Raw genomic sequence first — 26,848 nt, 5'->3', positions numbered from 1 at the left:
GGACTCGCAACTAGGACATACCCACCCAAAGCCCCACGGTCACAGGTAGAGGCCGAACAGCTCCTCCGGATGGTCCAGGAAGGGCGGCAGGTCGGCGGCCGTCAGCGTGATCAGGTCGTCCTTGCTGGGGGACGCCGCCTTCTTCCCGGCCGCCTTCTTCCCGGCGGGCTGCTTCCCGGCGGGCTTGGCGGGGGCGGAGCCGTTCTTCTCGGCGCGCCGGGCGTCGCGTTCCGCCGACGCGATCCGCTGCGCCTGGTTGGCCACCGCGACGTCCAGCAGGTTGCGCATCAGCCGCCCGTTGCCGAACGACGACCCGCGCGGTACGCGGCGCAGCGTCGTGCGCAGCAGGTCGGTCGTCCCCGGCGCGAGCCGGAAGCCGTCGGCCGCCGCCAGCTGCTCGAACACCTTGACCAGCTCGGCGTCGGTGTAGTCGGGGAAGTGCAGCTGCTTGGGGAACCGCGAGTCCAGCCCCGGGTTGGCGGCCAGGAAGTCGGCCATCTCCCGCTGGTAGCCCGCCACGACCACCACCAGGTCGTCCCGGTGGTCCTCCATCAGCTTGACCAGCTCGGCGATGGCCTCGTGCCCGTAGTCGCTCTTCAGCGGGGACTGGGTGAGCGTGTACGCCTCGTCGATGAACAGCACGCCGCCGATCGCCCGCTCCACCAGCCGGCGGGTGCGCGGCGCGGTCTGGCCGATGTACTCGCCGACCAGGTGGGCGCGGGACGCCTCCACCACGTGCCCGGACGACAGCACGCCGAGCTTCTTGTAGATCCGGCCGAGCAGCCGGGCCACCATCGTCTTGCCCGTCCCGGGGTTGCCGGTGAAGACCATGTGCCGGGTCGGGGCGCTGATCCGCAGCCCGGAGTCGCTGCGCAGCCGCGCCGCCCGCGTCTCGGCCACCAGCAGCCCGATCTCCCGCTTGACCGTCTCCAGCCCGGTCAGCTCGCGCAGCTCGGTCATCGGGTCGCCCGCGCTCTGCGTGGTGTCCAGCGTCGCCGGGATGTCCCGCTTGCCGACCACCGGCTCGGCGCCGTCCTCGGTACGGGCCCGTACCGCCTCCACGACCAGGTCGGCCAGGTACGGGGCGAGCCGGGCGTTGCGGAGCGTCTGCACCGGCGGGGTCGCCGCCAGCAGCGCGCCGGCGGCGGTGAGGGCGTGCCGGGTGGCCCGCGCGCCGCGCTCCTTCAGGGCGCGGCGGAACAGCTCGGCGTGCGCGTCCTCGTCGAACGGCCGGGTGCGGACGACACGGAACCGGTGCGTCAGCACGGGATCGACCTCGCGGATGCGCTCCTCGCCGCCCGCGTCGCACAGCGCCACCAGGCTCAGCTCCGGATGGACGGCCAGCAGCCGGTGCAGCTCGCCCGCGAGGGCCTCGCCGTTGCCGGGGTCGGTGACGATGCCGTCCAGGCCCTCGATGATCAGCACCCGCTCGCCCGCGCAGTCGCGCGTGTCGGCGTGCAGCTTGGCGACCGCGTCGGAGAGCCGCTGCCCGGCGAACAGGTTGTCGGTCAGCCAGACGGGGTCGCGGCCCAGGTTGAGCGCCCGGGCGACCTCCTGGGCGGCGTCCCGCTTGCCGGTGCCGTCCGGGCCGGCGATCAGCAGCCGGACGGGCCCGTCCTCGCGGTCCAGCTCCGCCAGCGCCCGGGAGACCTCGGGCTGCCCGACCAGCGTGCTGGTCACGTCGGCGACCTTGGCCGCCGCGGTGCCCGGCGCGGCCGCGGCGCCGCCGGCGGTGCCCCCGGAGCCGGCGGGCGCGACCTTCAGCCGGTCCACCAGCGGGTTGACGATCTTGCGGCGCGGCGCGTACAGCCGCCGCAGGTCGGTCTGGAACTGGCCGACCGGGATCCACTCGGGCTTGGGGAACCACGGGTCGCCCGGCAGCCCCTGCACGATCGCGATCCACCGCATCGCCATGTCCAGCCAGGCCCGGCAGGCGTCGGCCGCGCCCGCGGCCAGCGCCCGCACCAGCCAGGCGCGGGTGCGCTCCTGCCACGGGCCGGGCTTGAAACCGCGCCGCTCGGCCGGGAAGCGCGCCTGGAGCTCCTGGTAGCGGTCCTCGCCCAGCGCCGCCGACAGCTCGGCCGGCACGTGCTCCATGCTGCCCTGGAGCAGCAGCTGGATCAGGTGCGTCTCGACCGTCTCGTCGCGCGGCGCGACGCTCACCAGGTGCTCGTACGCGGCGAGCAGCCCGGCCGAGACCCACTCCAGGTAGCCGACCGGGCCCATCAGCTCGGGCACGGCGGCGAGGATCTCCTCGCCGGCGTGGGCGTGCCAGTGCTCGCGCAGCTCCATCTTGGCCACGTTGACGTCGCACTCGGGCGGGTTCTCGTACAGCCGCAGCAGCGCGCGGCGCCGCTCGTCCAGCGGCTCGATGCCCTCCAGCACCTCCAGGCACTCGCGGGCCAGCGTGATCGCCAGCTCCCGGTCGGGCGCCTCGATCAGCCAGTCGACCGGCGGCCGCCACCGGCCGCCCGGCGCGTCCCAGCGGGTCATCCGGGTGCTCAGCGGGCCGGGGTTGAGCAGGTGCCGGTGCAGTAGCCGCTCGGGCAGCTGCGACCAGGAGCCGGCCTTGATCGCGCCGCCGCCGGGCAGGAACGCCAGGATCCCGAAGATCTCCGCGGTGACGAGCGAGGCCGGCAGCGTCAGCAGCTTGTGCTCGTCGGTGGTGAGCCCGGCGCAGCGCGGGTCGGCCGCTAGCGCGTCGATCCGCTCGCCGATCTCCTCGAACAGCCCGCCGGGCACCCGCCAGGGACCGTACGAGTAGACGTCGAGGACCGGCTCGTCGGTGAGCAGTAGCTCCAGATGCTCCGGCAGCCGCAACGCATTCTCCCCAAGAGTGAACAAAACCGGGGTAACAGCCTATGGTTCCGAACTGCCTGAGTTCTTCACCGGCGCCGGGCGGCGCCCTCCCAACCCCCCATTGAACTGTCCTGGACCCCGGCCTGTCCGCACGTTCGTCGAGGGCGTACGCGCGATCCTAATGTCGGTTTCGGACCACTATCTCCTATCCCCGGACGACCACGGTGCCCGCCGCCCTGTCGTGCAGGCACCGCCGGGACGGGCGGTCCCACAGCGCCCACAGGACGTCCAGCGCGCCCAGCACCGGGACGAGCGGGAAGGCCAGCGGGAAGCAGAGCGCCCTCCCGAACGCCCGCCCCGGGGAGAGGCGCCCGCCCGCCGCGTCCCGGACCCGCAGGCCCAGGAGCCGCTTGCCGGGCGTCCCGCCGTACGCGGCCGACAGGGCGCCCTCGTACGCGACCTGGCACGCCGCGTAGATCAGCAGCCCGCCGGCGGCGGTACGGAGGGCCGGGCCGCCCGCGGCGGCGGTCCAGAGCGCGGCCAGCCCGGCGGCGGGGACGGCCACGAGGAGCTGGTCGATGAGCCGCGCCGCGAGCCGCCGTCCGGGCGGCGCGGGCACCGGCGCCGCCGGGCCGCCCGCGCGGGGCCGGGCGTCGGTTCCGATGACGACCGTTCCGGCGAGCCGGTCGTGCCAGCAGCGCCGCCGCGGCCGGTCCCACAGCAGCGAGAGCGCGTCCAGCACCCAGAGGATCTGCCCGAGGACGGGGACCAGCCCCGCGACCGCCACCCCCAGCGGGAAGTCCGCGGCCCGCAGGACGGCCGTACGGCGGCTCAGCGGCGCCCCGTCGGCCCCGACGACCCGCAGCCCGAGCAGCCGCTTGCCCGGGGTCCGCGACCATCCGGCCAGGGAGACGGCCTCGTAGGCGAACCCGGCCGCGAGCACCGCCGTCAGCATGGCCGCCAGCAGCGCCGCGGGGCCCCGGCCGGTGGCGGCGGCGAACCCCCAGGCCGGCAGCGCCGCTCCGGTCAGGACCGCGGCGAGGTCGATGGCGCGCGCCGCCAGCCGCCGCACGGGAGCGGGGAACGCGGCGTCCACCGCGGCGAACGCCGGGGTGCGCACCGGTGGCATCGCGTACGAGGCGGACGAGAAAGCCGGCAGATCTTGCATGTGACGCCACCTTCGAGACGAAAGCCGCTCACCGTGACGCCCGATCGTATCGACCGGGATGTCCCGAGGTGACCGTTTCCGTCAGATTCCGTCAGGTTTCGTCAAATTTCGTCGCATCCCGGCAAACCCCGTCGAAACCGGCTTGCTGGCGGAGATCGGAATACGAAAGGGCGTCCGGACGCATTCTCAGGGACGGACGCGGGCGTCCACGACCACCGTGCCGGCCACCTTGTCGTGCAGGCACTGGCGCAGCGGCCGGTCCCACAGGTGCCACAGGACGTTCAGCGTGCTGACCAGGCCGATCAGCGGCAGCGCCCCGATGATCGTGAACAGCAGCGGGTACGCCGCCGCGCGCCCGAGGCCGCGGCCCGCCGGGAGCGGGGCGTCGATGTCGCTCTTTGGCGCCACGCGCAGCTTCATCACCCGCTTGCCCAGCGTGCGGCCCCACACGGCGAGCTGGACGGCCTCGTACCCCCAGATGCCGCCCAGGATGATCACGAACATCCCGGCGATCGCGGGCGGCGGGATCTCGTTGTCCGCGTTCGCCGTCGCGGCCGCCAGCGTCACGCCCGCCGCGACGGCGGCGGTCACGGAGATCGAGATGTCGATGAGCCGGGCGACCAGCCGCCGGCTCGGAAACCCGAGCCCGGGGATCTCGGGCTTGGCGGGCGGGACGCCGTACGGCGCCCCGTGCTGCGGGGGCGCCCCGTACCGGACGCCGTACGCGGGCGGCTGCCCGGGCTGCGGGGGCTGCGGGGAGGGGGAGTAGGCGGGATCGGACCAGGGGGACCTGGGCGGCGGCTCGCTCATCACTGCTCATCCTCGATCGACGCGTGGACCCAGCGGGCGGCCTTGACGGCCTGCCGATAGGGGTCGAGTCGCTCGGACCCGTACCGCACCTCGACGGTGAGGTTATCGACGAGAAAGAAGACTATTGAGTCACCGGCGGCATTGTGGGCGAACGCCGCCTCTCCCAGGCCGCCGAGATTCGTCACGGCGGTCGCGTTCCGGCGCTCCTCGCCGAACTCGCGGCGGGCGTCGGCGGCGCCGGACGCGGCCCGTACCTCGACGTCCAGGGCGTCGTCGCCCTCGGCGACCGCGCCGGTGGACCAGGAGCAGGACCTGCTCGTCCCGGTGGCGTCCCGGTCGGAGCCGTTCGACGTGGAGAACGACGGGACGAGCCGGGACGCCTGCTCGGCCGTGATCAGGCCGCAGGGGTCCGGCGGGGCCGCGAAGCGGGCGGGCGCGGCGGCAGTTGCGCTCGCGGCCGTTCTCGGCCGCGCGTCCCCGGAATCGGGATCCCCGGAACCGGCCTTCAACACGAGAAAGGCCGCGCACGCCACCGCGGCCGCCCCGGCGAGGCAGGCCGCCGCGGCCACCGCGATCCGCCGTCCCCGCCCGCCCTTCCGGGGCGGGGCGGCGGAGGCGGGGATCATGGGCCGGGCAACGGGGAGGAACGCCCCCGGCCCCGGCGGGAGCGGCGTCGCGGGGAGGGACGGCTCGCCCGCCGCCAGGGCGCGCAGCGCGTGCGCGGCCTCCTCGGCGGTCAGCCGCGCGGCCGGGTCCTTGACGAGAAGTCCCAGCAGGACGGGGGTGAGCGGCCCGGCCGACTCCGGGTGGTCGGGCTCCTCCGTCAGCACGGCGCTCAGCGTCCCCACGAGGGACGTCTGGGGAAACGGCAGGCGTCCCTCCACGAGCCCGTACAGTGTCGCGCCCAGGGACCACAGGTCGGACGCGGGACCGCTGGGCTCGCGCCGGACGCGCTCGGGCGCCATGAACGAGGGCGAGCCGACCAGGTAACCCTCCTGTGTGAGCGGCGCGTCGCCCTCCAGGGAGGCGAGCCCGAAGTCGGTGAGGACGGCGCGGCCGTCGTCCCGCAGGAAGATGTTGTCGGGCTTGACGTCGCGGTGCAGGACGCCCCGCGCGTGCGCGACGCGGAGCGCGGCCAGGATGTCGAGCCCGACGCGCGCCGCCCGGTCGGGCGGCATCGGCCCCTCCTCGTCCACGATGGCGTCCAGGGAACGGCCGGGCAGGAGGTCCATGACGATGCACGGGCGGCCCCCGTCGATGACGACGTCATGGACGGTCACGATCGACTCGTGCTTGAGGAGCGCCGCCGCGCGCGCCTCCCGCATCGCGCGCCGCGCGGCCTGCTCGCGCTCCTCCGGGCCGAGCCGCTCGGAGATGAGCAGCTCCTTGACCGCGACGTCCCGGCCGAGCTCCTCGTCCCGCGCGCGCCAGACGACGCCCATGGCGCCCTGGCCGAGCCTCCGGACGAGGCGGTAGCGGCCGGCGATCACGCGTTCCGCGGTCATGCCCGCCCGGCCAGGTTCCGGGCCGCCCAGCGGGCCGCCTGGGACGCCTTCTCCGGGGAGCTCGCGCCGCGCTCGTACGCGTACATGACCTCCAGGACGACCTTGCCCGACCGGAAGACGACGTATGCCTTGTCCATGGGCTCGGTCAGGCCGGTCACCGTGTAGGCGAACGCCTCGTCGCCGATTCCGGGGACGGCGCGGGCCGCGGTCCGGCTCGCCCGGACGTGCCGGACGCCGATCTCAGTCCAGCCCCAGTAGATGCCGCCGGACGCGCGGGACTCCGCGTTCCGCTTGCTGACGTACCTGTTGTGCGCCGCGGCGTCGGAGTCGGGCGCCGCGCCGGATCCGATCCGGCTCTCGTCCGCCACGCTCAGGCCGTGCTTGGGCGCGGTCCAGAAGCAGTTCTCGCCTTCCTCCCGGCCCCGCTCGGGCGTTCCCGCCGGGAACAGGCGGCCGATCTGGTCGCCGGTCAGGAGCCCGCACAGGTCGAGGGCCGCCGCGCTCGGCGTGGGGGACGGCGGCGGCGCGGGCGCGCCGGACTCGGGCCTCGGCGGCGGTTCGGAGGCGGCGGGGCGGTCGTCGCCCGACAGGGCCACGCCCGCGCCGATGGCGGCGGCGGCCAGCGCGAGGACCGCCGCGCCCGACGCCAGCGGGATCCACGCGCGGGACCCCTTCCCCGGCGGGCGCGGCGGACCGGCCGGTACGGCGGCCGGGACCGGCGGAGCCGGCGGGGGCGGCGGGACCGGGTCGCGCAGGCCCGACGGCCTCCCGTCCGCGACGTTCCGCAGGACCTGCCGGACGGCGTCGGCGGGCAGCCGCGCCGCCGGCTCCTTCTGCAGCAGGTACCAGAGGAGGGGCGCCAGCGAGCCCGCCCGCCGCGGGGGCACGGGCTCCTCGGTGAGGACGGCGCCGAGCGACGCCATCCGGTCCTCGCGATCGAACGGCCCCCGGCCCTCCACCGCCATGTAGAGCGTGGCGCCCAGCGACCACAGGTCCGACCCGGGCCCCACCGGCCGCTCGCGGAGCCGTTCGGGCGCGATGTAACCGGGCGAGCCGACGAACATGCCGCTCCTGGTCAGGGACGGGTCGCTCTCCACGCTCGCGATGCCGAAGTCGGCGAGGACGACGCGCTCCCCGTCGTCCGCCAGGAGCACGTTGTCCGGCTTCACGTCGCGGTGGACGATCCCCTTGGCGTGGACGGCCTGGAGCGCGTCCAGCACCTGGAGGCCGACCCGCGCGACCATCGCGGGCGGCCGCGGCCCGTGCTCCCGGACCAGCCGCTCCAGCGAGACGCCGCGAACCAGCTCCATCACGAGCCACGGGCGGCCGTCCTCGACCACGACGTCATGGACGGTGATCACGTTGGGGTGGTCGATGAGCGCGGCCGCGCGGGCCTCCCGCCGCGCGCGCTCGACCGCGACGCCGCGCTGCTCCGCGGACAGCTCCCCGGGAAGGACGATCTCCTTGACCGCGACCTCCCGGCGGAGCGTCTCGTCCGTCGCGGACCAGACCGTGCCCATGCCGCCGCCGCCGAGCCGTTCGAGCAGGCGGTAACGGCCCGCGAGCACCAACTGTTCAGGCATGTGAGCGTTTCCTCCTCCGGCGGCCACACGATACCGATCCGGGCCGATCCGGCCCGAAAACCGTTCGGCCCATCAGGGGCCGCGCGGTAGGAATGGATCATGACCACCGGTGTCCGCCTGATCCGCAACCCCGACCTCGCCCAGACCGTCGACTACGCCTACGCCGCAGAGGCGGAAACCCCCGTACGCGCCGTCTGGACGGCCGGCGCCTGCCCGCTCGACGCCGCCGGCGCCACGGTGGCGCCCGGCGACTACGCCGGGCAGGCCCGCCAGGTGATGCGCAACCTGACCGCCGCGCTGGAGGGCGCCGGCGCCGCGCTGACCGACATCGTCAAGACCACCGTGTACGTGGCGTCGTCTCGCCAGGAGGACCTGGGGGAGGCGTGGGAGGTCGTCCGCGCGCACATGGGCGACCACGACGCGCCGAGCACGCTGCTGGGCGTGGCCGTCCTCGGGTACGACGACCAGCTCGTGGAGGTCGAGGCCGTCGCCGTGATCACCGGCGCCCGCCCGTGACCGGCCCGGCCGCGACGGGCCCGGCGGGAACGGGGCCCGTCGCGGCGCTGGCCGGCCGCCTGACCGCCGTCGACTGGTCGGACGAGTGGCCGGACGGCCCGGACCGGGTCCGCTCCCGGGTGGCGCTGTTCAAGGAGTTCTGCCGCCGCTCGGCCTGGTGGTTCGACCACTTCGGGCGGCCCGCCGGCGGGCCGTTCCTGGACGTGGCCGCCCTGGTGGGCGGCGACGTGCGGGCCGACCCCGGAACGGTGGAGCGCGTCCGGGAGGCGCTGCCCCCGCACCTGCGCGGGTCGCAGGTGGCCGGGAAGATGATCGTCGCCGCCCTCGACTTCGCGGCGCTCCAGGAGGACGGCGCGGAACTGCCCGATCTGCCGGGCCCGTACGACCCGCTCCTCTACCTGTTCGAGCGCGGAGGCGCGTTCTACCAGGACTGCAGCGGCGTGTTCATCGAGCTCGGCGGGGCCTCCGTGCCGCGCCGCGCGTTCCGGGGCACCCTCGTGGCCGAGCCCTGCGCCCCGCTCGACCACGCCCTCCTCGACGAGCTGGACCGCCGCGGCGGCTAGGAGCGCAGCGCCTCGACGGCCATCCGGGCGGTGGTGCCGATGGCGGCGTCGACCTCCGGCATCACCGCCCCGGTGCCCAGCGAGCGCGTGAACACCGCGACCGCGTAGCGGCCGCCGTCGGGGTACTCGACGACGCCCACCTCGTTCCGGATCGTGGGCAGGGTCCCGGTCTTGCCGCTGACCCGCACGTCGTCGAACGGGAAGCCGGACGAGAGCCGGTGCGGCCACACCTGGAGGCCGAAGAGGCGCCGCATCTGCGCGCACGCGTCCGCCGGGGCCGCCTCGTCCCGCCAGATGGACGCCAGCAGCCGGGCGATCTCCCGCGGCGTGCTCCGGTTGGTCCGCTCGGGGTCCAGCACCCGCAGCGACGGCAGCAGCCCCGGCTCGTCCAGCCGCTCCCACAGGTCCCCGAAGTCCGCCACCCCGGCGTCGCGGAGCAGGGCGTCGTGCAGCTCGCGGCCGTCGGCGACGACGCGGGTGCGGTGCAGGCCCAGCTCGTCCATCGCGGCGTTCACCGCCGCCGGCCCGACCCGGGCGTACAGCACGTCGCCCGCCGCGTTGTCGCTCACCGTGATCATCAGGGCGGACAGGTCGCGCAGCGACATCCGCACCTCGTCCAGCATCGCCGAGATGCCGGTGGGGCCGCTGGTCCGGCCCTCCGGCGGCAGCGTGACGGCCTCGGCGAGGTCGAAGGCGCCCGCCGCGGCCAGCCGGTGCAGCGTCACCAGCAGCGGGACCTTGAACACCGACGCGAGCACCACGAGCGCGTCGCCGCGCACGGCGATCTCCCGGCCGGTGTCGATGTCCGCCGCGTACAGGTGGCCGGTGACGCCCACCTCGCGGAAGCGGCCCTCGATGCGCTCCCCGGCGGCGTCCAGGCTCGTCGCGGCGGTCATGCCAGGAACCCCGCGTCCGGCCGCGGCACGACCCGCCGGGCGGGCGGCCGCTCGATCGTCCGCATCCCGGCCTCGCGCCGCAGCACGGCCGTCGCGACCGCCGCGAACTCGGCCACCGCGCCGTCGTCGCGCCGCCACGCGCAGGACGTGCGCAGGGTCAGCGGCTCCCCGGCCAGCGGCCGCCACACCACCCCCGGCGCCTCCGCCGTACGGGGCGTGAGCGCGACCGCCGTCCCCGCCAGGACCAGGCCGAGCGCGAACTGCGGGTTGCCGGCCTCGTGCACGGCGGGCGGGTCGTACCCGTGCCGCCGGCAGGTGACCAGCAGCTCGTCGTACGCGCCCGGCGCCTCGTCCCGGGGGAACACGACCAGGTCCCGGCCGGCGAGGTCGGGCAGGTGCACCTCGCCCGCGGCGGCCGGGTCGGGGAGCAGCACCCCGACGGGCTGGCCCAGGAGCGGGCCCAGGGTGAGGCCGCGGGTGTCGGCGGGATGCCGCAGCACCCCGACGTCCAGGATCCCGTCGGCGAGCGCCCGCACCTGCTCGCCGGTCGGCAGCTCGCGCAGGTCCAGCCGCAGCTCGGGATGCCGGTCCCGGAACGCCGCGATGAGCGCCGCGACCACGTCCCCGCCGAGCCCCGGCGGCAGCCCGGCCCGCAGCGCGCCGGACCCGCCGGCCCGCACCCGGTCGGCCAGCGAGTAGATGCGGTCGGCGCGGGCCAGGAACTCGCGCGCCTCGTCCAGCAGCAGCCGCCCCGGCGCGGTCAGCTCCACCCGGCGGCTCGACCGGTCGAACAGCCGTACGCCCAGTTCCCTCTCCAACCGCTGGATCCGCTGGCTGAGCGGCGGCTGCGCCATCCCCAGCCGCTCGGCGGCGTGGCCGAAGTGCAGTTCCTCGGCCACGACGACGAAGCACCGGAGGTGCCCCACCAGATTCACGAGCAGGGATCATAGCAATCCGGATATGGGGGCCCGCCCATCACGGCCCCCTCGTGCCGAACGCCGCCGCCAGCGCGCACGCGGCGACACCGGTCAGCGCGGCGGCCGCGCCGGCCGGTCCCAGATCGAACAGCCGGCCGATCACCAGGTCGCCCGCGCACGCGAACAGGCCCGCGAACGACGCCAGCACGCCGTAGTACGAGCCGAAGCGGGCGGGCGGGGCGTGCCGGGCGGCGCGCTGGAAGATCGACGGCTGCACGAGGCCGTTGGAGACGCCGTTGAGCACGGCGGCCAGCATCAGCGGGCCGGTCTCCGTGCCGTCCAGCGGCGCGAGCACCAGGAACGCCGCCGCCGCGCACAGCAGGCCCGCGCGCAGCACCCAGGGGTGCTCGCCGCGCCCGCCGGCGGCGACGAACGGCTGGGCGGCGGCCGCGACCGCGGCGAGCACGCTGAACGAGAGCGTCGCCGCGCCGGAACCGAAGCCCAGGTTCGGCACGGCGGTCATGATGTGGTTGGCGAGCAGCGTCGTGGGCGCCGTCATCACCGCGAACAGCAGGAACCGGCGGTCGCGGAGCACCGCCCGTACTCCGGTGAGGACGTCGCGGGGGCGCGGCGGCGCGGCCTGGCGCGTGCCGCGCGGCAGGAGCAGGAACAGGACGCCGGCGACCACCCAGGTGGCGGCGGCCGCGCCCGTGACCAGGGGGAAGCCGGGGCCGGCGGCCAGCAGGCCGAGGCCCACGAGCGGGCCCGCGATCGTCCCGATGTGCTGGGTCGCGACGTACGCGGCGAAGCCCGCGGCGCGGCGCTCCGGGGACACCCCGGCCAGCAGGCTCTGGGCGGCGGGGTTGTAGAGCGCGCCGCCCGCGCCGATGATCACGGCGGCGGCGAGCAGCGGGCCGGTCTCGGTCGCCGTCCCCAGCAGGAGGAAGCCGGGCGCGCGCAGGACGCAGGCGAGCACCCCGGTACGGCGCGGCCCGAGCAGGTCGGTGACCGCGCCGACCGGCAGCAGCAGCACGTACTGGACGCCGAGCCGCACCCCCATGATCAGCCCGACCGTGCCGGCCAGCAGGTGCAGGTCGTGCCGCAGGTGCGCCACCAGATGCGTCATCACGCCGAAGAAGCCCAGGCAGGTGGCGAGCTGGATGGCGACCGTCGTCACGATCACCCGCCGGTCGCCCGGACCGGCGTCGGGCGGCGGGACGGGGACGGGCGCGGCGGCGGGAGCGGCGGCGATCACGGGAGGCACGGGAGAGAGGAGACCAGAGGGAGGCGAGAAGGGTCCAATATGGCGATGGGTCAGGAATCGATACGAACATGGATATCGGGCTAGGTGGCCACCCGGGTGCGGAGCGCGTCGGCGAGGACGCGGAGCGCCTGCGCCTGGCCCCAGGCGTGCCCGCTCTCGCGGAGCACGCGCAGCGCCTCGCCGGCCTCCTCGGCCGCCCGGGCCGCCTCGCACGGCCGGCCGAGGCGGAGCCGGGTCTCGGCGATCCGGAACATCGCCAGCCCCTCCCACCGCCGGCAGCGGTGCGCCCGGAACGCGTCGCGCGCCTTCCCCAGGCAGGCCAGCGCCTCCGTGCCGCGGCCGGCCGCGTCCAGGACGATCCCGAGCTGGTAGAGGGCGTAGCCGCAGCGGTGGCCGCCGCCGTGCTCGCGGAGCAGCGCCAGCCCGCGCTCGGCGGCGGCGAGGGCCTCGTCGGGGCGGCCGGCGGCGAGCAGCGCGCGGGCCAGGGAGCTGAGCGTGCGGCCCTCCCCGTGCCGGTCGCCGAGCTTGCGGAACGCGTCCAGCGCCTCGATGTGGCGGCGCAGCGACTCCTCCCGCCGCCCGGCCATGAACGCGCACCGGCCGAGCAGCTCCAGCGCGGCGGCGGCGAGCCAGAGGTCGCCGGTCTCCCGGCCGCGGCGCAGCGCCACCCCGCTCACCGCGCGGGCGTCGTCCAGCCGGCCGGCGTTGTGGTAGATCCCGCCCAGGTGCAGGTGGGCGCGGCCCTCGCCGTGCGGGTCGCGGCCCTCCCAGGCGGCGTCGATCACCGCGTACGCGGCCCGCTCGCACTCCCGGGCGTGGACGCCGGACTCGACGAGCGTCTCGGTCAGCAGCAGCAGGTCGGCGGCCAGCGGGAGCGCCGTCCCCGCGCCGGCGCCCGTCCCCGTGCCGGAGCCCGTCCGGGCGGCCTGGCCGATCACGGCGAACAGCGCGGGCGCCTCGGCGAAGAACCAGTCCCGCGCCGCGTCCGGGCCGGCGAAGTCCAGGCCGGGCACCGCGGCCGGGAGCAGCCCGTTGCGGGCCCGGCCGTCGCCGGGCTCGGCGAGCAGGTGCGCGCGGCGGGCGGTGGCCAGGTAGAAGTGGAACAGCCGGTGCAGGGCGGCGGCCGCGTCCTCGGGGCGCTCGTCGCGTTCGGCGCGCTGCCGCGCGTACAGCTTCAGCAGGTCGTGGTAGCGGTACCGGCCGGCGGTGGGGGAGCGCAGCAGGCTGGCGTCGACCAGCGACTCGCACAGCTCCTCGGCGTCCAGGAGCGGCAGGCCGAGCAGCGCCGCGGCGGCGCCGGCGGACACCGTCGGCCCTTCGGCCAGCGCGAGCAGCCGGAACGCCCGCCGCCGCGCCGGGTCGAGCTGCTCGTAGCCGAGCCGGAACGCGGCCTCCACGGCCAGGTCGGCCACCCGCAGCTCGCCCAGCCGGCGGCTGCGGTCGGCGAGCCGGGCCGCCAGCGCGGCGACCGTCCAGGACGGGCGGGCCGCGAGCCGGGCGGCCACGATGCGGACCGCGAGGGGCAGCCGGCCGCAGGCCGCCAGCAGCTCGGCGGTGGCGGCCGGCTCGGCGTCCAGGCGCTCGGCGCCGACGATCCGGGCGGCCAGGGCGCGCGCCTCGGCGGGCTCCATCACGTCGAGGTCCACCGGCCGGGCGCCGAGCCCGCCCAGCTTGGACCGGCTGGTGATCAGTACCGCGCAGGACGGCGAGCCGGGCAGCAGCGGCCTGACCTGGCGGGCGTCGCGGGCGTCGTCCAGCAGCACCAGGACGCGCCGGCCGGCCAGCCGGGTGCGGTAGAGGGCGGCGCGCTCGGGCAGCCCCGCCGGGATCGCGTCACGTTCCACCCCGAGGGCCTCCAGGAACGCGCCCAGCACCGGGTGCGGGTCGGCCGGGTCGCCGCCGGCGCCGCGCAGGTCGATGTAGAGCTGGCCGTCCGGGAAACCGTCCCTGACCTGGTGCGCCACATGCAGCGCCAGCGCCGTCTTGCCGACCCCGCCGGGCCCGGACAGCGCGGTGATCGCGACGGCGCGGCGGGGCGTGGCGAGCAGCGTCCCGCGCAGCTCGCCGACGAGCCGCTCGCGGCCGGTGAAGTCGGGCACGTCGCCGGGCAGCTGGGCCGGCGACGGCGGCGCGGGCGGCGGCGGCTCGGCGGGCGGCTCGGGCTCGGGCCCGGCCGGTCCCGACAGCAGCCGGCGGTGCAGGTCCGACAGGTCCCGGCCGGGCTCGATGCCCAGGTCGTCGACCAGCGCGCGGCGGGTCTCGGCGTACACCTCCAGGGCCTCCGCGTGCCGGCCCGCGCGGTGCAGGGCCAGCATCAGCAGGCCGCGCAGCCGCTCGCGCAGCGGATGCGCGGCGACCAGCGCGGTCAGCTCCGGGACGAGGTCCGCGCCGCCGCCCAGCTCCAGGTCGAGGCCCAGCCGGGTCTCGGCGGCGGCCAGCCGGCGTTCGAGCAGCCGGAGCCGGTGGGCCAGCGCGTACGGGCCGGGCACGCCCGCGAGCGGCTCGCCGTACCAGCGGGCCAGCGCGGCGCGCAGCAGGTCGCGGGCCTCGGCCGGGCGGCCGTCGGCGCGGGCGCGCTCGGCGGCGGCGATGTCGCGCTCGAACGCGGTGGCGTCCAGGGCGCCGTCCGGGACGCGCAGGGCGTACCCGTCGCCGACCGACACCAGGACCTCGTACGCGCCGTCCGCCGCGGGCTCCAGCAGGCGGCGCAGCCGCGCGGCGTAGGTGCGCAGCGCGCCGACCGCGCGGCGCGGCGGGTCCTCGCCCCAGACGGCGTCGACGAGCTCCTGCGCGGTGGCGGGCCGGCCCTCCCGGAGCAGCAGCGCGGCCAGCACGGCGCGCTGCTGCGGCGGTCCCGGGGGCAGCTCGGCGCCGCCGCGCCAGGCCCGCGGGGGCCCGAGGACGGCGAACGTGAGCGGAACCGGGAGCATTTCCATTGCAAAGCACCATATGCGGCGATATAAACGGCGGCTCGGCGGGCATCGGCCCGCTGGTCGCACCGAAGATCGTCAAGTCCGGATGAGAGACTCCACTGCTGTGAGCACCCCCGCGCCGCGCTTCGCCGTCCTCGGGCCCGTGCGCGCCTGGCGCGGCACCCGCGAGCTGGCGCTCGGCGGCCCGCAGCAGCGCGCGATGCTCGCCGCGCTGCTGCTCGCCCGGGGCCGGACGCTGTCGGTCGACGGCCTGGTGGACGCGCTGTGGGGAGACGACCCGCCGGCCCGTGCCGTGGGAACGGTGCGCACGTACGCCTCCAGACTCCGCCAGGTCCTCGAGACCGACCGGGCCGTCCCCGAGGTCCTGGTCTCGACCGGGAAAGGCTACGCCCTCCGCGCCGTCCCCGGAATGCTGGACGCCGAAGTCTTCGAGAGCCTCGCGGCCGAGGCCGGCCGGGCGCGCGACCGGGACGACCGCGCCCGCGCCCGGGAGCTGCTCGGCCGCGCCCTGGACCTGTGGGACGGCGCCCCGCTGCCCGGCCTCCCGGGACCGCACGCCGAGGCCGCCAGGGAACGGCTCGCCGAACGGCGGCTGGCCGTCCTGCGCGAGCGCCTCGAAGCCGACCTCGCCCTGGGCCGGCACGGCGAGATCGTCGGCGAGCTGGCCGCGCTGAGCCGCGAGCACCCCCTGCGGGAGCCGCTGCGCGGGCTGCTGATGACCGCGCTGTACCGGTGCGGGCGGCAGGCCGAGGCGCTGCGGGAGTACGAGTCCGCCCGCCGCACGCTGGCCGCCGAGCTCGGCGTCGACCCCGGCCCCGCGCTGCGCGACCTGCACGCGCGCCTGCTGCGCAACGACCCGTCCCTCTCCCCGCCCGGCCCGCCGCCGGCACCGCCCGTCCCGGCCGCCGCGCCGGTCGAGCGGCCCGCCTCGCTCCCCGCCGACCTGGCCGACTTCACCGGGCGCGCGGCGCTGGTCCGGGAGATGACCGGGTGGCTCTCCCAGGAGGAGCGCCTGGCGCCCGCGGTCGTGGCCGTGTCCGGCGTCGGCGGCGTCGGCAAGACCGCGCTGGCCGTGCACGTCGCCCACGCCGTCCGCGACGCCTACCCCGGCGGCCAGCTCTACATCGACCTGCTCGGCACCGGCGGCCGCCCGGTGCCGCCCGCCGTGGCGCTGGGGGAGCTGCTCCGCGCGCTCGGCGTGCCCGGCTCGGCCGTACCGGAAGGGGAGCAGGAGCGGTCCGCGCTGTACCGGTCGGTGCTGGCCGACCGGCGGGTGCTGATCCTGCTCGACAACGCCCGGGACGCCGCCCAGATCCGCCCGCTGCTGCCCGGGGCGCGGGGCTGCGCCGTCCTGGTGACCTCGCGGTCCCGCCTGTCCGGGCCGCCCGGCGTGCGCGCGGTCGACCTGGACGTCCTGGACCCGGTCGAGGCGGTCACGCTGTTCACCGGCATCGTCGGCCCGCGGGCGGCGGCCGAGCGGCGGGCCGTGGTCGACACCGTCGCGCTGTGCGGGTTCCTGCCGCTGGCCGTGCGGATCGCGGCGGCGCGGCTGGCGGCCCGCCCCGGCTGGTCGATCCGGTCGCTGGCCGAACGGCTGTCGGACCGCCACCGGCGGCTGGCCGAGCTGCGCATCGGCGACCTGGGCGTCGAGGCGACGTTCCGGCTCGGGTACGACCAGCTCGACCCCGAGGCGGCGCGGGCGTTCCGGCTGCTGGCCGTCCCCGAGACCAGCTGCCTGTGCCTGGACGGCGCCGCCGCGCTGCTCGGCACCTCGGCCGCCGAGGCCGAGCGCGTCCTGGAGTCGCTGGTCGACCTCGGCCTGCTGGACGCGCCGTCGCCCGACCGCTACCGCTACCACGACCTGCTGTGGCTGTTCGCCCGCGGCCTGCCCGGCGAGGACGGCGAGCGCGACGCCGCGCTGCGCCGCCTGCTGCGCTCCATGCTCGCCACCCAGCGCGGCGCCGTCCGGCTGCTCCGCCCCGGCGCCCCGGTCCCCGACGACGGCGGCGGCCGGGCGTTCCGCACCGCGAACGAGGCGCGCGACTGGGTGTCCGGGTTCCTCGCCGACCTGCTCGCCGTGATCGGGCAGGTCGCCGGGGACGCGGGCGCCGAGCCGGCCGTGCTGCTCCAGGCCGCCGACCTGCTCGTCGCCCTGGACCCCGTGCTGGAGGACACCTTCCGCTGGGACGAGGCGCTCCCGGCCGCGCGCGCCCTGCTGGACGCCGGGCTGCGGCGCGGCGACGCCCGCGTCGAGGCGCGGGCCCGGCTGGAGACGGGCCGGGTGCTCACCCACACCAGCCGGCTCGCCGCGGCCCGCGAGCACGGCGAGCGGACCGCCGCGCTGTGCGAGGAGCTGGACGACCGCCTCCTGCTGCTCCCGGCCCTCGACCTGCTCTCGCACGTGGCGTTCTACGAGGGCGCCGCCGCGGAGGCCATCGGCCACATCGAGCGCGCCCTCGCCCTCGGCCGCGAGTTCGGCGACGCGGCGGGCGAGGCCGAGCGGACCGGCAACCTCGCCTACGCGTACGTGGAGACCGGCGCCGCCGCCGAGGCCGTCCCGGCCGCCGAACGCGCCCGCGAGCTGGCCCGGGCCGGCGGGCACGCCGCCGGCGAGGCGTACGCGCTCTACACGCTCGGGATCGCGCTGCGCGGCCTCGGCCGGCCGGACGAGGCGCTCGCCCGCTTCGACGACGCGCTGGCGATCTGCTGGTCGCAGGGCCTGCGGGCGCGCGAGTCGTACGTGCTGCTGCGGATCGCCGAGACCCGGCTGCGACTCGGCCGGCCGCGGGAGGCCCGGTCGAGCGCCGGGAAGTCGCTGGCCGTCGGGCGCGAGATCGGCGACCAGTACCAGCAGGGCCGGGCGCTGACCGTCCTCGGCCGGGTCCTGGCCGCGCTCGGCGAGCCGGACGGCGCGCGCCGCTGCTGGGAGGAGGCGCTGGAACTGTACGGCGGGCTCGGCGTCCCGGAGGCCGGGGAGGTGCGGCGGCTGCTGGACGGCGACGCCGCCGCCGACGATCTCAGAGCCAGTCCTTGACCTTGAACACCGCGTACAGCACGGCCATCGACCCGGCGATGAGCGCCACGCTGACGGCCAGCCCCCACTCCTTAGCGTAGCCGGGGAACGGGAGGTTCTGCCCGTACCAGCCGGTGACGGCGGTCGGCACCGCGATGATCGCCGCCCAGCTGGTGACCTTCTTCATCACTTCGTTGAGCCGGTTGCCCTGCATCGCCACCCGCGTGTCCATCAGGTTGGCGACCAGGTCGCGCAGGCCGTCGGTCCACTCGCCGATGCGCAGCGTGTGGTCGTACACGTCCTGGAAGTACGGCACCAGCGGCTCCGGCACGGTCCGGTCCGGATGGCGCAGCAGCGCGTTGACGATCTCCCGCATCGGCAGCGCGACCCGGCGCAGCGCGGCCAGGTCCTTGCGCAGCCGGAAGCCGCGCCGCTGGATCTCCCGGATCGCGGACGACTCCTCGTCAAAGATCAGCCCCTCCAGCGCGTCGGCCTCGTCGTCGAGCGCCTGCGCCGCGTCGAGCTGGAGGTCGACGAGCATGTCCAGCAGGCCGTACAGCAGCAGGACCGTGCCGCGGGCCCCGGGCGGCCGCGGCCCCTCGTCCCAGCGCTCGACCAGGGCGTCCACGTCGAACCCGCCGCCCTGCCGCACGGTCACCAGCACCCGGTCCGAGACGAACGCCGACACCTCGTGCATGACCAGCGCCCCGCCGGACACCTCGGGGGCGTAGGCGTTCAGGAACGCGTAGTCGCGGTAGTGGTCGAGCTTGGTGCGCTCGTGGGACGAGACGGCGTCCTCGATCGCGATCGGGTCCAGGCCCAGCTCGCCCGCGACGAGCCGCAGCTCCTCCTCGCGGGGGTCGCGCAGGTCGAGCCAGACCACGGCGCCGGGTTCGCGCAGCCGCTCCGGCAGCTCGGAGTGCGGGAAGCCCGCCGCCTCCAGCCGGCCGTCCCGCCACATCCGGGTGCGCGGCCCCGCGCCGTTCCGCCCCGTGTCCCCCATGGACCGCCTATACCCCTGGAGAGGGCGGGGCCGTCGAGGCGCGCACGACCAGTTCCACCGGCAGCGAGCGCGGCCCGGGACGGCCGCCCTCCAGCAGGTCCAGCAGCGCGCTCATGCCCTGCGCGCCCAGCTCCCTGGCCGGCAGCCGCACCGTGGTCAGCTCCGGCTCCAGCGCCACCGCCACCTGGACGTCGTCGAACCCCGTGACCGAGACGTCGCCGGGGATGTCCAGGCCCCGCGCCCGGGCCGCCTTGAACGCGCCCGCCGCCATCAGGTCGTCGTCGCAGACCAGCGCGGTCGGCGGCACCGGCAGGTCGAGCAGGCGGCCGGCCGCGTCCCGGGCGGAGTGGACGTCGATCGCCCCGGCCGCGCGGTCGTACCGGCCGCCCGGCAGCGCGCGGACGGCCGCCGCGACCGCCTCGCCGCGGGCCCGGAACGTCCACTCGTCCAGCGCCACCGCGACATGGCCGATCCGCCGGTGGCCGAGCCCGGCGAGATGGGCGACGACGGCGCGCATCCCGTCCTCGACGGCGAAGTCGACCGTCGGCGCGGCGGCGGCGGGGCCGCTGTCCAGCATCACCACCGGCGCCGGGCCGAAGCCGCGCAGCGCGTCCCGCGCCATGGACGAGGCGATGATCCCGTCGATCGCCTCGCGCGCCGCCGCGAACGGGCTCCCGGCCGGGCCGCCCGCCGTGCCCTCCGGGCCGGCGTCGTCGGGCGGGTAGACCACCACTCCGAACCCGTGCCGCGCGGCGACCCGCGCCGCGCCGATGTAGACCGAGCCGAAGAACGGCGCGGTGAGGGTGGGGACGACCAGCAGGACCGTGCGGGTCGTGCCGAGGCGCAGGTTGCGGGCGGCGGCGTTGGGCCGGTAGCCGAGCCGTTCCGCCGCCTCCTGGACGGACCGCGCGGTCGCGGGCGACACCCGCCCGGCCCATTTCCCGCCCAGCACCAGCGAGACCGTGGACTGCGAGACGCCCGCCTCCTGGGCGACGTCCTTGCTGGTCGGCCGCCCGTTCCGGGTCCTGGGCCCACTCGCCACCGGTGCCTCCTAGCGCGGGTCGGGACGGAATCAGAGTAGATCCGCGGGCCCATGAAGTGGTACGTATGACGTACACGTAATACGTATGACTTCCAGGTGTTCCCTGGGCTTGGAGAACGGATGCGCGCCTACCTCGACTTCCTGCGGGTGACCCACGCCGCCCGCCTGCTCGGCGGCACCCTGCTCGGCCGGCTGCCCAACGGCATGGGCATGCTCGCGGTCGTCCTGCACGTGCGCGCCGAGGGCGGCGGGTACCCGCTGGCGGGCGCGCTCGGCGCCGTCTTCGGCCTGGCCATGGCCGCCGGCCAGCCGATCCTCGGCCGCGCCATGGACCGCTACGGCCAGCCCCGGGTGCTGCTCCCCGCCGCCTGGCTGTCGGCCGCCGGGTTCGCCCTGCTCGCGCTCACCGGCGGCGACCCGCTGCCGGTGACGATCGGCGCGGTGGTGCTGGCGGGCTTCGCCACCCCGCCGCTGGAGGCTGGGCTGCGCGCGCTGTGGAGCCGGGTGCTGCCCGGCCCGGCCGAGGTCAAGGCCGCGTACGCGCTGGACGCCGCCGCCCAGGAGATCCTCTTCACCGCCGGCCCGCTGCTCGTGGTCGCCGCCGCCGTGGTGAACACCGAGACCGCGCTCGGGCTCACCGGCGCCCTCGGCGTCGCCGGGACGCTCGTCGTCACCACGTCGGCGCCGTCCCGTACCTGGCGGGGCGAGCCCCGCGCGGCCGACTGGGCGGGGCCGCTCCGCTCACCCGGCCTGCGCGTGGTCCTCACCTGCCTGACCTGCGCGGGCATCGCCCTGGGCGTGTACGCGGTCGCCGCCACCGCCTACGCCGAGCGCGCCCGCGACGACCTGGCCTCCGGGCTCCTGCTGGCCGCGATGTCCTTCGGCGCCCTCGTCGGCGGGCTGGTCTACGGCGCGCGCCCCTGGCCCGGCGAGGACCACCGGCGGTTCGCCTGGCTGATGGCCGCCCTCGCGGCCGGCTACCTGCCGCTCGCCTGGGCGCCCGCCCTGCCGGCCATGTCGGTGCTCGCGTTCGCCAGCGGGCTGTTCCTGGCCCCGATGCTGGCGTGCAGCTTCACGCTCGTCGACCGGCTGGCCCCCGCCGGGACCGTGACCGAGGCGTTCGCCTGGGTGGTCGCCGCGTTCGGCGTGGGCGGCGCCATCGGGGCCGCCGCCGCGGGAGTGGGCCAGGACCTCGCGGGCGTGCCCGGCGCGTTCGCCGCGGCGGGCCTGGGCGGCCTGCTCGCCCTCGCCACCTGCCTCCTCGGCGCGCGCCCGCTGCGCCCGGCCGCCGCCGCCCCCGCGGACGCGCCCGCCACGTCCGCGGCCCGGCTCCCCTGAACGGTCACTACCCTGGTGCCATGACCCGGCGAGAAGCGGCGCGGACCGTGTGGCCGGCCCTCATCGGGCTCGGCCTCCTCGCCGGGATGTTCATGATGCACGGGATCACGGCGACGCCGTCCCCCGTGCACGGCGCGGCTCCGGTCCTGTCGGCCCATGGCGGCCACCGCCGGAGATCGAGACGATGACCGGATGGCTGCGCCAGTGGGGCGCCGACGTCCCGTCCGAGCAGGGCGGCGACGGCGGGCACGCCGGGCACGGCGGCGGGCACGGCGGCGGCGAGATGCCCGGGATGATGACGCCCGCCCAGATGGCGAAGCTGGGCAAGGCCACCGGCGCCGGGCTGGACCGGATGTTCCTCACCATGATGATCGAGCACCATGAGGGCGCGGTCGCCATGGCGGAGGACGAGCAGGCCGGGGGCGCCCACCCGGCCGCCAGGGAGATGGCCGGAACGATCATCCGGACCCAGCGGCGGGAGATCGCCGAGATGCGGGCCCTGCTGGAGTAGCCGGCCGGGTCAGATCCAGCTGCCGAACCAGATCCTGGCGTGCCAGTCGTCGTACGGCATGACCTTGGCGGCCAGGATCGGGTAGAAGTACGCGAAGTTCGCCAGGACGACGAGCACGAAGGCGCCCGCCGCCGCGGCCCCGGCCACCCGCCGCGGCGCCACGGCGGCGGGCTCCTTCATCAGCGTCCCGTCCAGCGCCGCGCGCGGCACGGACGCGCCGCGCGCCGGGCCTATCAGGTACCCCAGCACCAGGACGATCGCCAGCACCATGAACGGCAGCATCGGCGTGGCGTAGAACAGGAACATCGTGCGGTCGGAGAACGCCGACGGGAACCAGCTCAGCCAGCCCGCCAGGAAGCCCAGCACGATCGCCCCGGCCCGCCAGTCGCGCAGCACCAGCCAGAGCACCGCCGTCATCACCAGCGCGATCAGCCCGCCCCACCACAGCGCCGGGGTGCCGATCCCGAGGATCTCCCGCGAGCAGCGCTCGGCCCCGCACAGGCGGCCGTCGGGCTCGGTGTAGAAGAACGCCACCGGCCGGCGCAGGATCGGCCAGTCCCAGGGCCAGGACTGGTACGGGTGCTCCGAGTCCAGCCCGGTATGGAAGTTGAGCATCTCGGCGTGGTACCGCCACAGGTCGGGCAGCGCCTCGATCGGCCGCAGCGGGGCGAACGAGGCGACCTCGCCGCGCCCCCAGCCGCCCGGCCGGAAGATCCAGCCCCACCAGGTGGCGAGGTAGGTGCCCGCGCCGATCAGCACCAGCTGCCCGAACGCCGGCAGCGCGTCCAGCAGCACCGCCCCGGCCAGCGGCCGCCGCACCCCGGCGGCCCGGCGCGCCCCGAAGTCCCAGAAGACGACCATGATGCCGAAGGCCGCCACGTAGAACAGGCCGGTCCACTTGGTCGCGACCGCAAGGCCCAGGCAGATGCCCGCGCCGAAGCGCCAGCCGTGCAGCACCATCGGCCCGAACGCCGAGGGGGCGTCGGATCCGATCCGGTCCGCGAGCTGCCGCCGCGCGCGGTCCCGGTCGGCCACCAGGCAGGCGAACCCGGCCAGGATCCAGAACATGACGAAGATGTCCAGCAGCGCCGCCCTGCTGGTGACGAACTGGAGGCCGTCCAGGGCCAGCAGCAGCCCGGCCGCGCAGCCCAGCAGCGTGGACCCGGTCATCCGGCGGGCCACCCGGCACAGGATCAGCACCGACAGCGTCCCGCACAGCGCCGCGGTGAACCGCCAGCCGAACGGCGTGGCCCCGAACAGGAACTCGCCGATGGCGATCATCCACTTGCCGAACGGCGGGTGCGCGACGAACGACGGCCCGTTCGCCCAGATGTGGGCGTCCGGGTTCGCGATCAGGAGCTTGTCGGCGTCCTTGACGGTGTTGTGCTCCCAGCCGAACTTCAGCAGCGCGAGCGCGTCCTTGGCGTAGTAGGTCTCGTCGAAGACCACCGCCTTGGGCACGCCCAGCCGGTCGAACCGCAGGAAGCCGGCGAAGACCGTCACCAGCAGCGGGCCCAGCCAGCCCAGCAGCGCGCTTCCCGGAACGGGAGGGGCGAGCCAGTCGCGCAGGGAGGCCGGTGCGGGGCGGCCTTCGGAGGCCGGTGCCGGCGCGTGTTCCGTCATCGCCATCCCGACATCGTACGGGCGCCTCCGGTACGGGGCGGGCCGCGGCGGAGCGGGCGGCCGACAGAATGGAGGGGTGACGGGGAACGAGACGAGCACCGCCGGGACCGGTCCGGCCACGGGGAACCTGCTGCTGGCGGCTGCGCCGATCGGCCGCCCGGAGGACGCCTCGGCGCGGCTGCGCGCGGCGCTGGCCGGCGCGGAGATCATCGCGGCCGAGGACACCCGGCGGCTGCGCCGGCTGGCGGCCGACCTGGACGTGCCGATCGCCGCGAAGGTGGTGGCGTACCACGACCACAACGAGCGGGCGCGGGCCGAGGAGCTGGTCGGCGAGCTGCTGGCGGGCCGGGACGTGCTGGTGATCACCGATGCGGGGCTGCCCGGCGTGTCCGATCCCGGCTACCGGCTGGTCCGGGCGGCGGTGGCGGCGGGCGTGCCGGTCACCGCGCTGCCGGGGCCGTCCGCGGTGACCACCGCGCTGGTGGTGTCGGGGCTGCCCACCGACCGGTTCTGCTTCGAGGGCTTCCCGCCGCGCAAGCCGGGCGAGCGGGCGCGGGCGCTGGAGGCGCTGGCGGCCGAGCCGCGCACGATGGTGTTCTTCGAGTCGCCGCGCCGCCTGGACCGGACGCTGGCCGACATGGCGGCGGCGTTCGGCGCGGACCGCCCGGCGGCGGTGTGCCGCGAGCTGACCAAGACCTACGAGGAGGTCCGCCGCGGCCCGCTGGGGGAGCTGGCGGACTGGGCGGACGAGCACGTCCGCGGCGAGATCACGATCGTGGTCGGCGGCGCCCCCGAGCCGGCCGGGCTGTCCGAGCCCGCCGACCTGGCCGCCGCCGTCGCCGCCCGCGAGGAGGCCGGCACGCCCCGCAAGCAGGCGATCTCCGAGGTCGCCAAGGCGAACGGCCTGCCGAAGCGGACCGTGTACGACGCCGTGGTGGCCGCGCGCGGGTAACCGGAAAATCATGGCCGGCGGCACGGGCGGACGGCGCCTCCAGGGGGATACTGGAAGGTGGCAGCGCGCCCGGGCGGGCGACGCCCCGGGCGCGAACCGGCTGGTCGCCGAGGGGGGTGGATGACCGTGCACGAACCATGGTCGAGCCACGAGACCTGGGTCTACGAATGCCAGAACTGCGAGACGGCCTGGGACGAGGAGTACGAGGTCCGGCACTGCGCCGACGGCCACGGCGGTGACGCGGTGGTGTTCGAGCGCGACGGCCAGCGGTCGCTGACCCCCTGGAGCGATCACGCGTGCCCCGGCTGCGCGAGCGAGAACGTCCGGGCCTACCTGGCGCCGTGGGGCCGGCAGGCGCCGATGGTGCCCGTCCAGCGGCGCGACGACCTGGAGCTGGTCTTCCGGCTCAGGCGCCTGCACGCGTACTGACGGCCGCCGGCTCTAGTTCGCGGCCGGCTCGGGGACCTTCTCCTCGATCTGCTCGGCCGGCGGCTCGGGGACGGCGTCCACGGCGGGCGTGCGGCGCCGCAGCAGGCCGCCGAACCGGCGGCGCGCCTCCGGCGAGAACGCCATGCCCGCGGCCAGGCACGCCAGCGGCACCGCCGGCAGCACGTACCGGTAGTCGAACTCCGCGGTCGCGGCCGGCGCGAGCAGCAGCCCGGTGCCGAGCGACCAGGGCAGGAACGCCATCCCGCCCAGCCGCCGCCACATCGCGCCCATCCCGGCCAGGCCGACCAGCAGGATGATCCCGACGCCGGTGCCGCGCAGGTAGACGTGGTCCTGGTAGACCCGCATGAACCCGGCGAACGGCTCCACCACGCGGGTGCGGGCGCGGCCCTGCTCGTACGCGACGGCCTCGCCGGCCGCGGTGTTGTCGCTGTCCATCCGCCAGTTGGGCAGGGCGCTCGACTTCTCGCCGAACTCGTACTGCTGGTACGTCGCCTTGTCCGGGAAGACCGTGCGCTCCCAGCGGAACACCCGCAGGAAGTCGTAGCCGACCACCTTCAGGTAGTCGACCGGCTGGGAGAGGATCGCGCGCTTGGCGTAGGAGCTGGCGACCGTGTTCTGTTCGGGGCTGAACCGCTTGCCCGGGTAGCGGTTGAGCGGGGACGCCGCGTCCCAGATGCCGGCCTGCGAGAGGGGCAGCCGGTTCTCCGGCTGGGTGCAGAGCGGGATCTCCTCGGTCGGCAGCTCGTCGAACCGGTGGCAGTCGGCGAACTTGTAGACCCGGGCGTACAGGAAGATGCCGTTGCTCTCGGTGATCGCGAACTTGTCCTGCTCGGCCTTGTACCAGCCGGCGTAGGCGACGACCGGCAGCGCGCAGGCGGCCACGGTGACCGCCATCATCCGCCAGCCGGTGCGCCGGATGAGCATGTAGACCAGCACGCCGACCAGCACCGGCATGCCGACCGAGCGGGTCAGCCAGGCCATCCCGATGATGAGGCCGAGCGCGGCGGCGATCTTCCAGGTGGGCCGGTCGTTCCACAGCGCCACGGTGACCGCGCAGACCACCAGGAACATGAACATGACGTCGGACAGGATCAGGTGCTCCAGCTGGATCTGGTACGCGTCCAGCAGGAACGGCGTGGTCGCCAGCGCCGCGCCCCATCCCGGCAGCCGGAACCTCTTGCGCAGCAGCGCGTACACCATGACGCCCATCGCCAGCCCCATGAGGTGCTGGACGGCGACGACCAGCGCGAAGCTGTGGAACGGCTTGAGCAGGATCAGCAGGAACGAGTAGCCGTCGGGCCGCAGCGGGTGCGGGTACGGCTTCATCGCCACGTGCAGGTAGTCGAAGGTGTCGTTGAAGTACATCGCCGGCTGGTAGGCGAGCATCGACACGGCCCGCACCAGCGCGGCGGTGGCGAGGATCACAGCGAAGAACGGGTGCCGGCGGTTCAGCGCCCAGAACCGCGCGCTCCCTTCGCGGACCTTCCCGCCCGGGTCGGCGGCGAACTCGCGACCGGCCCGTACTGCGGAGTCGCGGGCCGCGAGGGCCCGTCCGGCGGTGGCGGCGGCACGGGCGCGCGCGCCCGTCCTGACCCGGCGCGCGGCGCGCGCCGCCCGGTCCTTGCCGAAACGCGCGGGCTTCGGCGTGTCGCCGTTCCGACCGGCGCTCTCTCCGGCGCCCCCCGACTCGGTGGCACTGCGTTCTGCGGCGCGCGTCAAAGCCGACCCAACCTTTCCGGGCCGCCATGCCCGTATGCTTGTCCCTCTAGCCTGCCGCCTACGGCCGTGACAGAGCGGGTCTTCAGGTTGCAAGTACGCAACACGATACTGACGCTCTTGTTGAGAGCCGTGCGCATCGATCGCTCCGGGCAGGCATCATGAACAACGGCCGACCGCCCGGCGGAACATGACGAGATTAGTGGAAAATACCGCAGACGGTCACCAGGGGTAACGAAGGAGATC

The 26,848-nt window shown here is 75.9% G+C and carries 21 protein-coding genes; 8 read left to right on the top strand and 13 right to left on the bottom strand.

Annotated elements, in window-relative coordinates; translation table 11 throughout:
• Window positions 1-39 precede the first annotated feature (39 nt).
• From ACA361_RS03295 to ACA361_RS03275, 5 genes are all read right to left on the bottom strand, one after another.
• Window positions 40-2,820 carry an AAA family ATPase gene (locus tag ACA361_RS03295; protein WP_375010263.1) on the bottom strand — a complete coding sequence of 927 codons (2,781 nt, stop codon included), beginning with the start codon at window positions 2,818-2,820 and terminating at the stop codon, window positions 40-42.
• A gap of 184 nt (window positions 2,821-3,004) precedes the next feature.
• Window positions 3,005-3,967 carry an RDD family protein gene (locus ACA361_RS03290; RefSeq protein ID WP_375010262.1) on the bottom strand — a complete coding sequence of 321 codons (963 nt, stop codon included), beginning with the start codon at window positions 3,965-3,967 and terminating at the stop codon, window positions 3,005-3,007.
• 186 nt (window positions 3,968-4,153) lie between these two features.
• The gene (locus tag ACA361_RS03285; RefSeq protein ID WP_375010261.1) at window positions 4,154-4,777 is read right to left on the bottom strand and encodes an RDD family protein; all 624 of its coding nucleotides are present in this window, start codon (window positions 4,775-4,777) and stop codon (window positions 4,154-4,156) included.
• Window positions 4,777-6,282: a serine/threonine-protein kinase gene (locus ACA361_RS03280; protein WP_375010260.1), complete on the bottom strand. Its 1,506-nt coding sequence runs from the start codon at window positions 6,280-6,282 to the stop codon at window positions 4,777-4,779. The genes ACA361_RS03285 and ACA361_RS03280 overlap by 1 nt, the downstream gene beginning before the upstream one ends.
• On the bottom strand, window positions 6,279-7,865 hold the full coding sequence (locus ACA361_RS03275) for a serine/threonine-protein kinase (RefSeq protein WP_375010259.1): 1,587 nt from the start codon (window positions 7,863-7,865) through the stop codon (window positions 6,279-6,281). The genes ACA361_RS03280 and ACA361_RS03275 overlap by 4 nt, the downstream gene beginning before the upstream one ends.
• Window positions 7,866-7,964: 99 nt before the next feature.
• Here ACA361_RS03275 and ACA361_RS03270 point away from each other — a divergent pair, with 99 nt between their 5' ends.
• Together ACA361_RS03270 and ACA361_RS03265 are read left to right on the top strand one after the other, a co-directional pair.
• Window positions 7,965-8,381, top strand: a complete 417-nt coding sequence (locus ACA361_RS03270; RefSeq protein WP_375010258.1) for a RidA family protein — start codon at window positions 7,965-7,967, stop codon at window positions 8,379-8,381.
• A complete protein-coding gene (locus ACA361_RS03265) occupies window positions 8,378-8,944 on the top strand; it encodes a hypothetical protein (protein WP_375010257.1) in 567 nt (188 codons plus the stop codon). The genes ACA361_RS03270 and ACA361_RS03265 overlap by 4 nt, the downstream gene beginning before the upstream one ends.
• Here the strand turns inward: ACA361_RS03265 and ACA361_RS03260 are convergent.
• The 4 genes from ACA361_RS03260 to ACA361_RS03245 all read right to left on the bottom strand — a co-directional run bounded on the left by ACA361_RS03260 (window position 8,941) and on the right by ACA361_RS03245 (window position 14,957).
• The gene (locus tag ACA361_RS03260; RefSeq protein WP_375010256.1) at window positions 8,941-9,840 is read right to left on the bottom strand and encodes a serine hydrolase; all 900 of its coding nucleotides are present in this window, start codon (window positions 9,838-9,840) and stop codon (window positions 8,941-8,943) included. The two genes, ACA361_RS03265 and ACA361_RS03260, sit on opposite strands and share 4 nt — an antisense overlap.
• Entirely contained in the window at window positions 9,837-10,775 is a 939-nt protein-coding gene (locus ACA361_RS03255; RefSeq protein WP_375010255.1) for a LysR family transcriptional regulator, read from the bottom strand. The genes ACA361_RS03260 and ACA361_RS03255 overlap by 4 nt, the downstream gene beginning before the upstream one ends.
• A gap of 40 nt (window positions 10,776-10,815) precedes the next feature.
• Window positions 10,816-12,021: an MFS transporter gene (locus ACA361_RS03250; RefSeq protein WP_375010254.1), complete on the bottom strand. Its 1,206-nt coding sequence runs from the start codon at window positions 12,019-12,021 to the stop codon at window positions 10,816-10,818.
• An 80-nt stretch (window positions 12,022-12,101) separates the two neighbouring features.
• Window positions 12,102-14,957, bottom strand: coding sequence for a BTAD domain-containing putative transcriptional regulator (locus tag ACA361_RS03245; RefSeq protein ID WP_375010253.1), 2,856 nt, complete (start codon window positions 14,955-14,957; stop codon window positions 12,102-12,104).
• 100 nt (window positions 14,958-15,057) lie between these two features.
• On the opposite strand from ACA361_RS03245, the gene ACA361_RS03240 reads away from it, so the two are divergent.
• A complete protein-coding gene (locus tag ACA361_RS03240; protein ID WP_375010252.1) occupies window positions 15,058-17,988 on the top strand; it encodes a BTAD domain-containing putative transcriptional regulator in 2,931 nt (976 codons plus the stop codon).
• Here ACA361_RS03240 and ACA361_RS03235 read toward each other — a convergent pair.
• Window positions 17,972-18,970 carry a magnesium transporter CorA family protein gene (locus ACA361_RS03235; RefSeq protein WP_375010251.1) on the bottom strand — a complete coding sequence of 333 codons (999 nt, stop codon included), beginning with the start codon at window positions 18,968-18,970 and terminating at the stop codon, window positions 17,972-17,974. The genes ACA361_RS03240 and ACA361_RS03235 overlap by 17 nt on opposite strands.
• A 7-nt stretch (window positions 18,971-18,977) precedes the next feature.
• Entirely contained in the window at window positions 18,978-20,012 is a 1,035-nt protein-coding gene (locus ACA361_RS03230; protein ID WP_375010250.1) for a LacI family DNA-binding transcriptional regulator, read from the bottom strand.
• A gap of 120 nt (window positions 20,013-20,132) precedes the next feature.
• Between ACA361_RS03230 and ACA361_RS03225 the strand changes: the two genes are divergently transcribed.
• From ACA361_RS03225 to ACA361_RS03215, 3 genes are read left to right on the top strand one after another with little or no spacing between them, the layout of a single operon-like run.
• Window positions 20,133-21,350 (top strand): MFS transporter, encoded by a 1,218-nt coding sequence (locus ACA361_RS03225; protein ID WP_375010249.1) that lies wholly within the window; start codon window positions 20,133-20,135, stop codon window positions 21,348-21,350.
• 20 nt (window positions 21,351-21,370) lie between these two features.
• Window positions 21,371-21,538, top strand: a complete 168-nt coding sequence (locus tag ACA361_RS03220) for a hypothetical protein (protein WP_375010248.1) — start codon at window positions 21,371-21,373, stop codon at window positions 21,536-21,538.
• Window positions 21,535-21,861, top strand: a complete 327-nt coding sequence (locus ACA361_RS03215; RefSeq protein ID WP_375010247.1) for a DUF305 domain-containing protein — start codon at window positions 21,535-21,537, stop codon at window positions 21,859-21,861. Before ACA361_RS03220 ends, ACA361_RS03215 begins: the two co-directional genes overlap by 4 nt.
• A gap of 9 nt (window positions 21,862-21,870) precedes the next feature.
• Here ACA361_RS03215 and ACA361_RS03210 read toward each other — a convergent pair whose 3' ends face one another.
• The gene (locus ACA361_RS03210; protein ID WP_375010246.1) at window positions 21,871-23,490 is read right to left on the bottom strand and encodes a dolichyl-phosphate-mannose--protein mannosyltransferase; all 1,620 of its coding nucleotides are present in this window, start codon (window positions 23,488-23,490) and stop codon (window positions 21,871-21,873) included.
• A gap of 70 nt (window positions 23,491-23,560) precedes the next feature.
• On the opposite strand from ACA361_RS03210, the gene rsmI reads away from it, so the two are divergent.
• Both rsmI and ACA361_RS03200 read left to right on the top strand, forming a co-directional pair.
• Entirely contained in the window at window positions 23,561-24,436 is an 876-nt protein-coding gene (gene rsmI / locus ACA361_RS03205; protein ID WP_375010245.1) for a 16S rRNA (cytidine(1402)-2'-O)-methyltransferase, read from the top strand.
• Between the two features lie 120 nt (window positions 24,437-24,556).
• On the top strand, window positions 24,557-24,865 hold the full coding sequence (locus tag ACA361_RS03200) for a hypothetical protein (RefSeq protein ID WP_375010244.1): 309 nt from the start codon (window positions 24,557-24,559) through the stop codon (window positions 24,863-24,865).
• A gap of 12 nt (window positions 24,866-24,877) precedes the next feature.
• Here ACA361_RS03200 and ACA361_RS03195 read toward each other — a convergent pair whose 3' ends face one another.
• Entirely contained in the window at window positions 24,878-26,605 is a 1,728-nt protein-coding gene (locus ACA361_RS03195) for a phospholipid carrier-dependent glycosyltransferase (RefSeq protein WP_375010243.1), read from the bottom strand.
• Window positions 26,606-26,848 lie beyond the last annotated feature (243 nt).

This window comes from Actinomadura sp. 21ATH (assembly GCF_041951345.1).
Lineage (GTDB): Bacteria > Actinomycetota > Actinomycetes > Streptosporangiales > Streptosporangiaceae > Spirillospora.
This window is presented reverse-complemented; position numbering and strand designations above follow the sequence as displayed.

Bases quoted from the DNA above. Each gene is read 5' to 3' on its own strand.
- ACA361_RS03290 (WP_375010262.1), bottom strand. From the start codon at position 3,967: ATGCAAGATCTGCCGGCTTTCTCGTCCGCCTCGTACGCGATGCCACCG.
- ACA361_RS03285 (WP_375010261.1), bottom strand. From the start codon at position 4,777: ATGAGCGAGCCGCCGCCCAGGTCCCCCTGGTCCGATCCCGCCTACTCC.
- ACA361_RS03280 (WP_375010260.1), bottom strand. From the start codon at position 6,282: ATGACCGCGGAACGCGTGATCGCCGGCCGCTACCGCCTCGTCCGGAGG.
- ACA361_RS03275 (WP_375010259.1), bottom strand. From the start codon at position 7,865: ATGCCTGAACAGTTGGTGCTCGCGGGCCGTTACCGCCTGCTCGAACGG.
- ACA361_RS03270 (WP_375010258.1), top strand. From the start codon at position 7,965: ATGACCACCGGTGTCCGCCTGATCCGCAACCCCGACCTCGCCCAGACC.
- ACA361_RS03260 (WP_375010256.1), bottom strand. From the start codon at position 9,840: ATGACCGCCGCGACGAGCCTGGACGCCGCCGGGGAGCGCATCGAGGGC.
- ACA361_RS03245 (WP_375010253.1), bottom strand. From the start codon at position 14,957: ATGGAAATGCTCCCGGTTCCGCTCACGTTCGCCGTCCTCGGGCCCCCG.
- ACA361_RS03235 (WP_375010251.1), bottom strand. From the start codon at position 18,970: ATGGGGGACACGGGGCGGAACGGCGCGGGGCCGCGCACCCGGATGTGG.
- ACA361_RS03225 (WP_375010249.1), top strand. From the start codon at position 20,133: ATGCGCGCCTACCTCGACTTCCTGCGGGTGACCCACGCCGCCCGCCTG.
- ACA361_RS03220 (WP_375010248.1), top strand. From the start codon at position 21,371: ATGACCCGGCGAGAAGCGGCGCGGACCGTGTGGCCGGCCCTCATCGGG.
- ACA361_RS03215 (WP_375010247.1), top strand. From the start codon at position 21,535: ATGACCGGATGGCTGCGCCAGTGGGGCGCCGACGTCCCGTCCGAGCAG.
- ACA361_RS03210 (WP_375010246.1), bottom strand. From the start codon at position 23,490: ATGGCGATGACGGAACACGCGCCGGCACCGGCCTCCGAAGGCCGCCCC.
- ACA361_RS03200 (WP_375010244.1), top strand. From the start codon at position 24,557: ATGACCGTGCACGAACCATGGTCGAGCCACGAGACCTGGGTCTACGAA.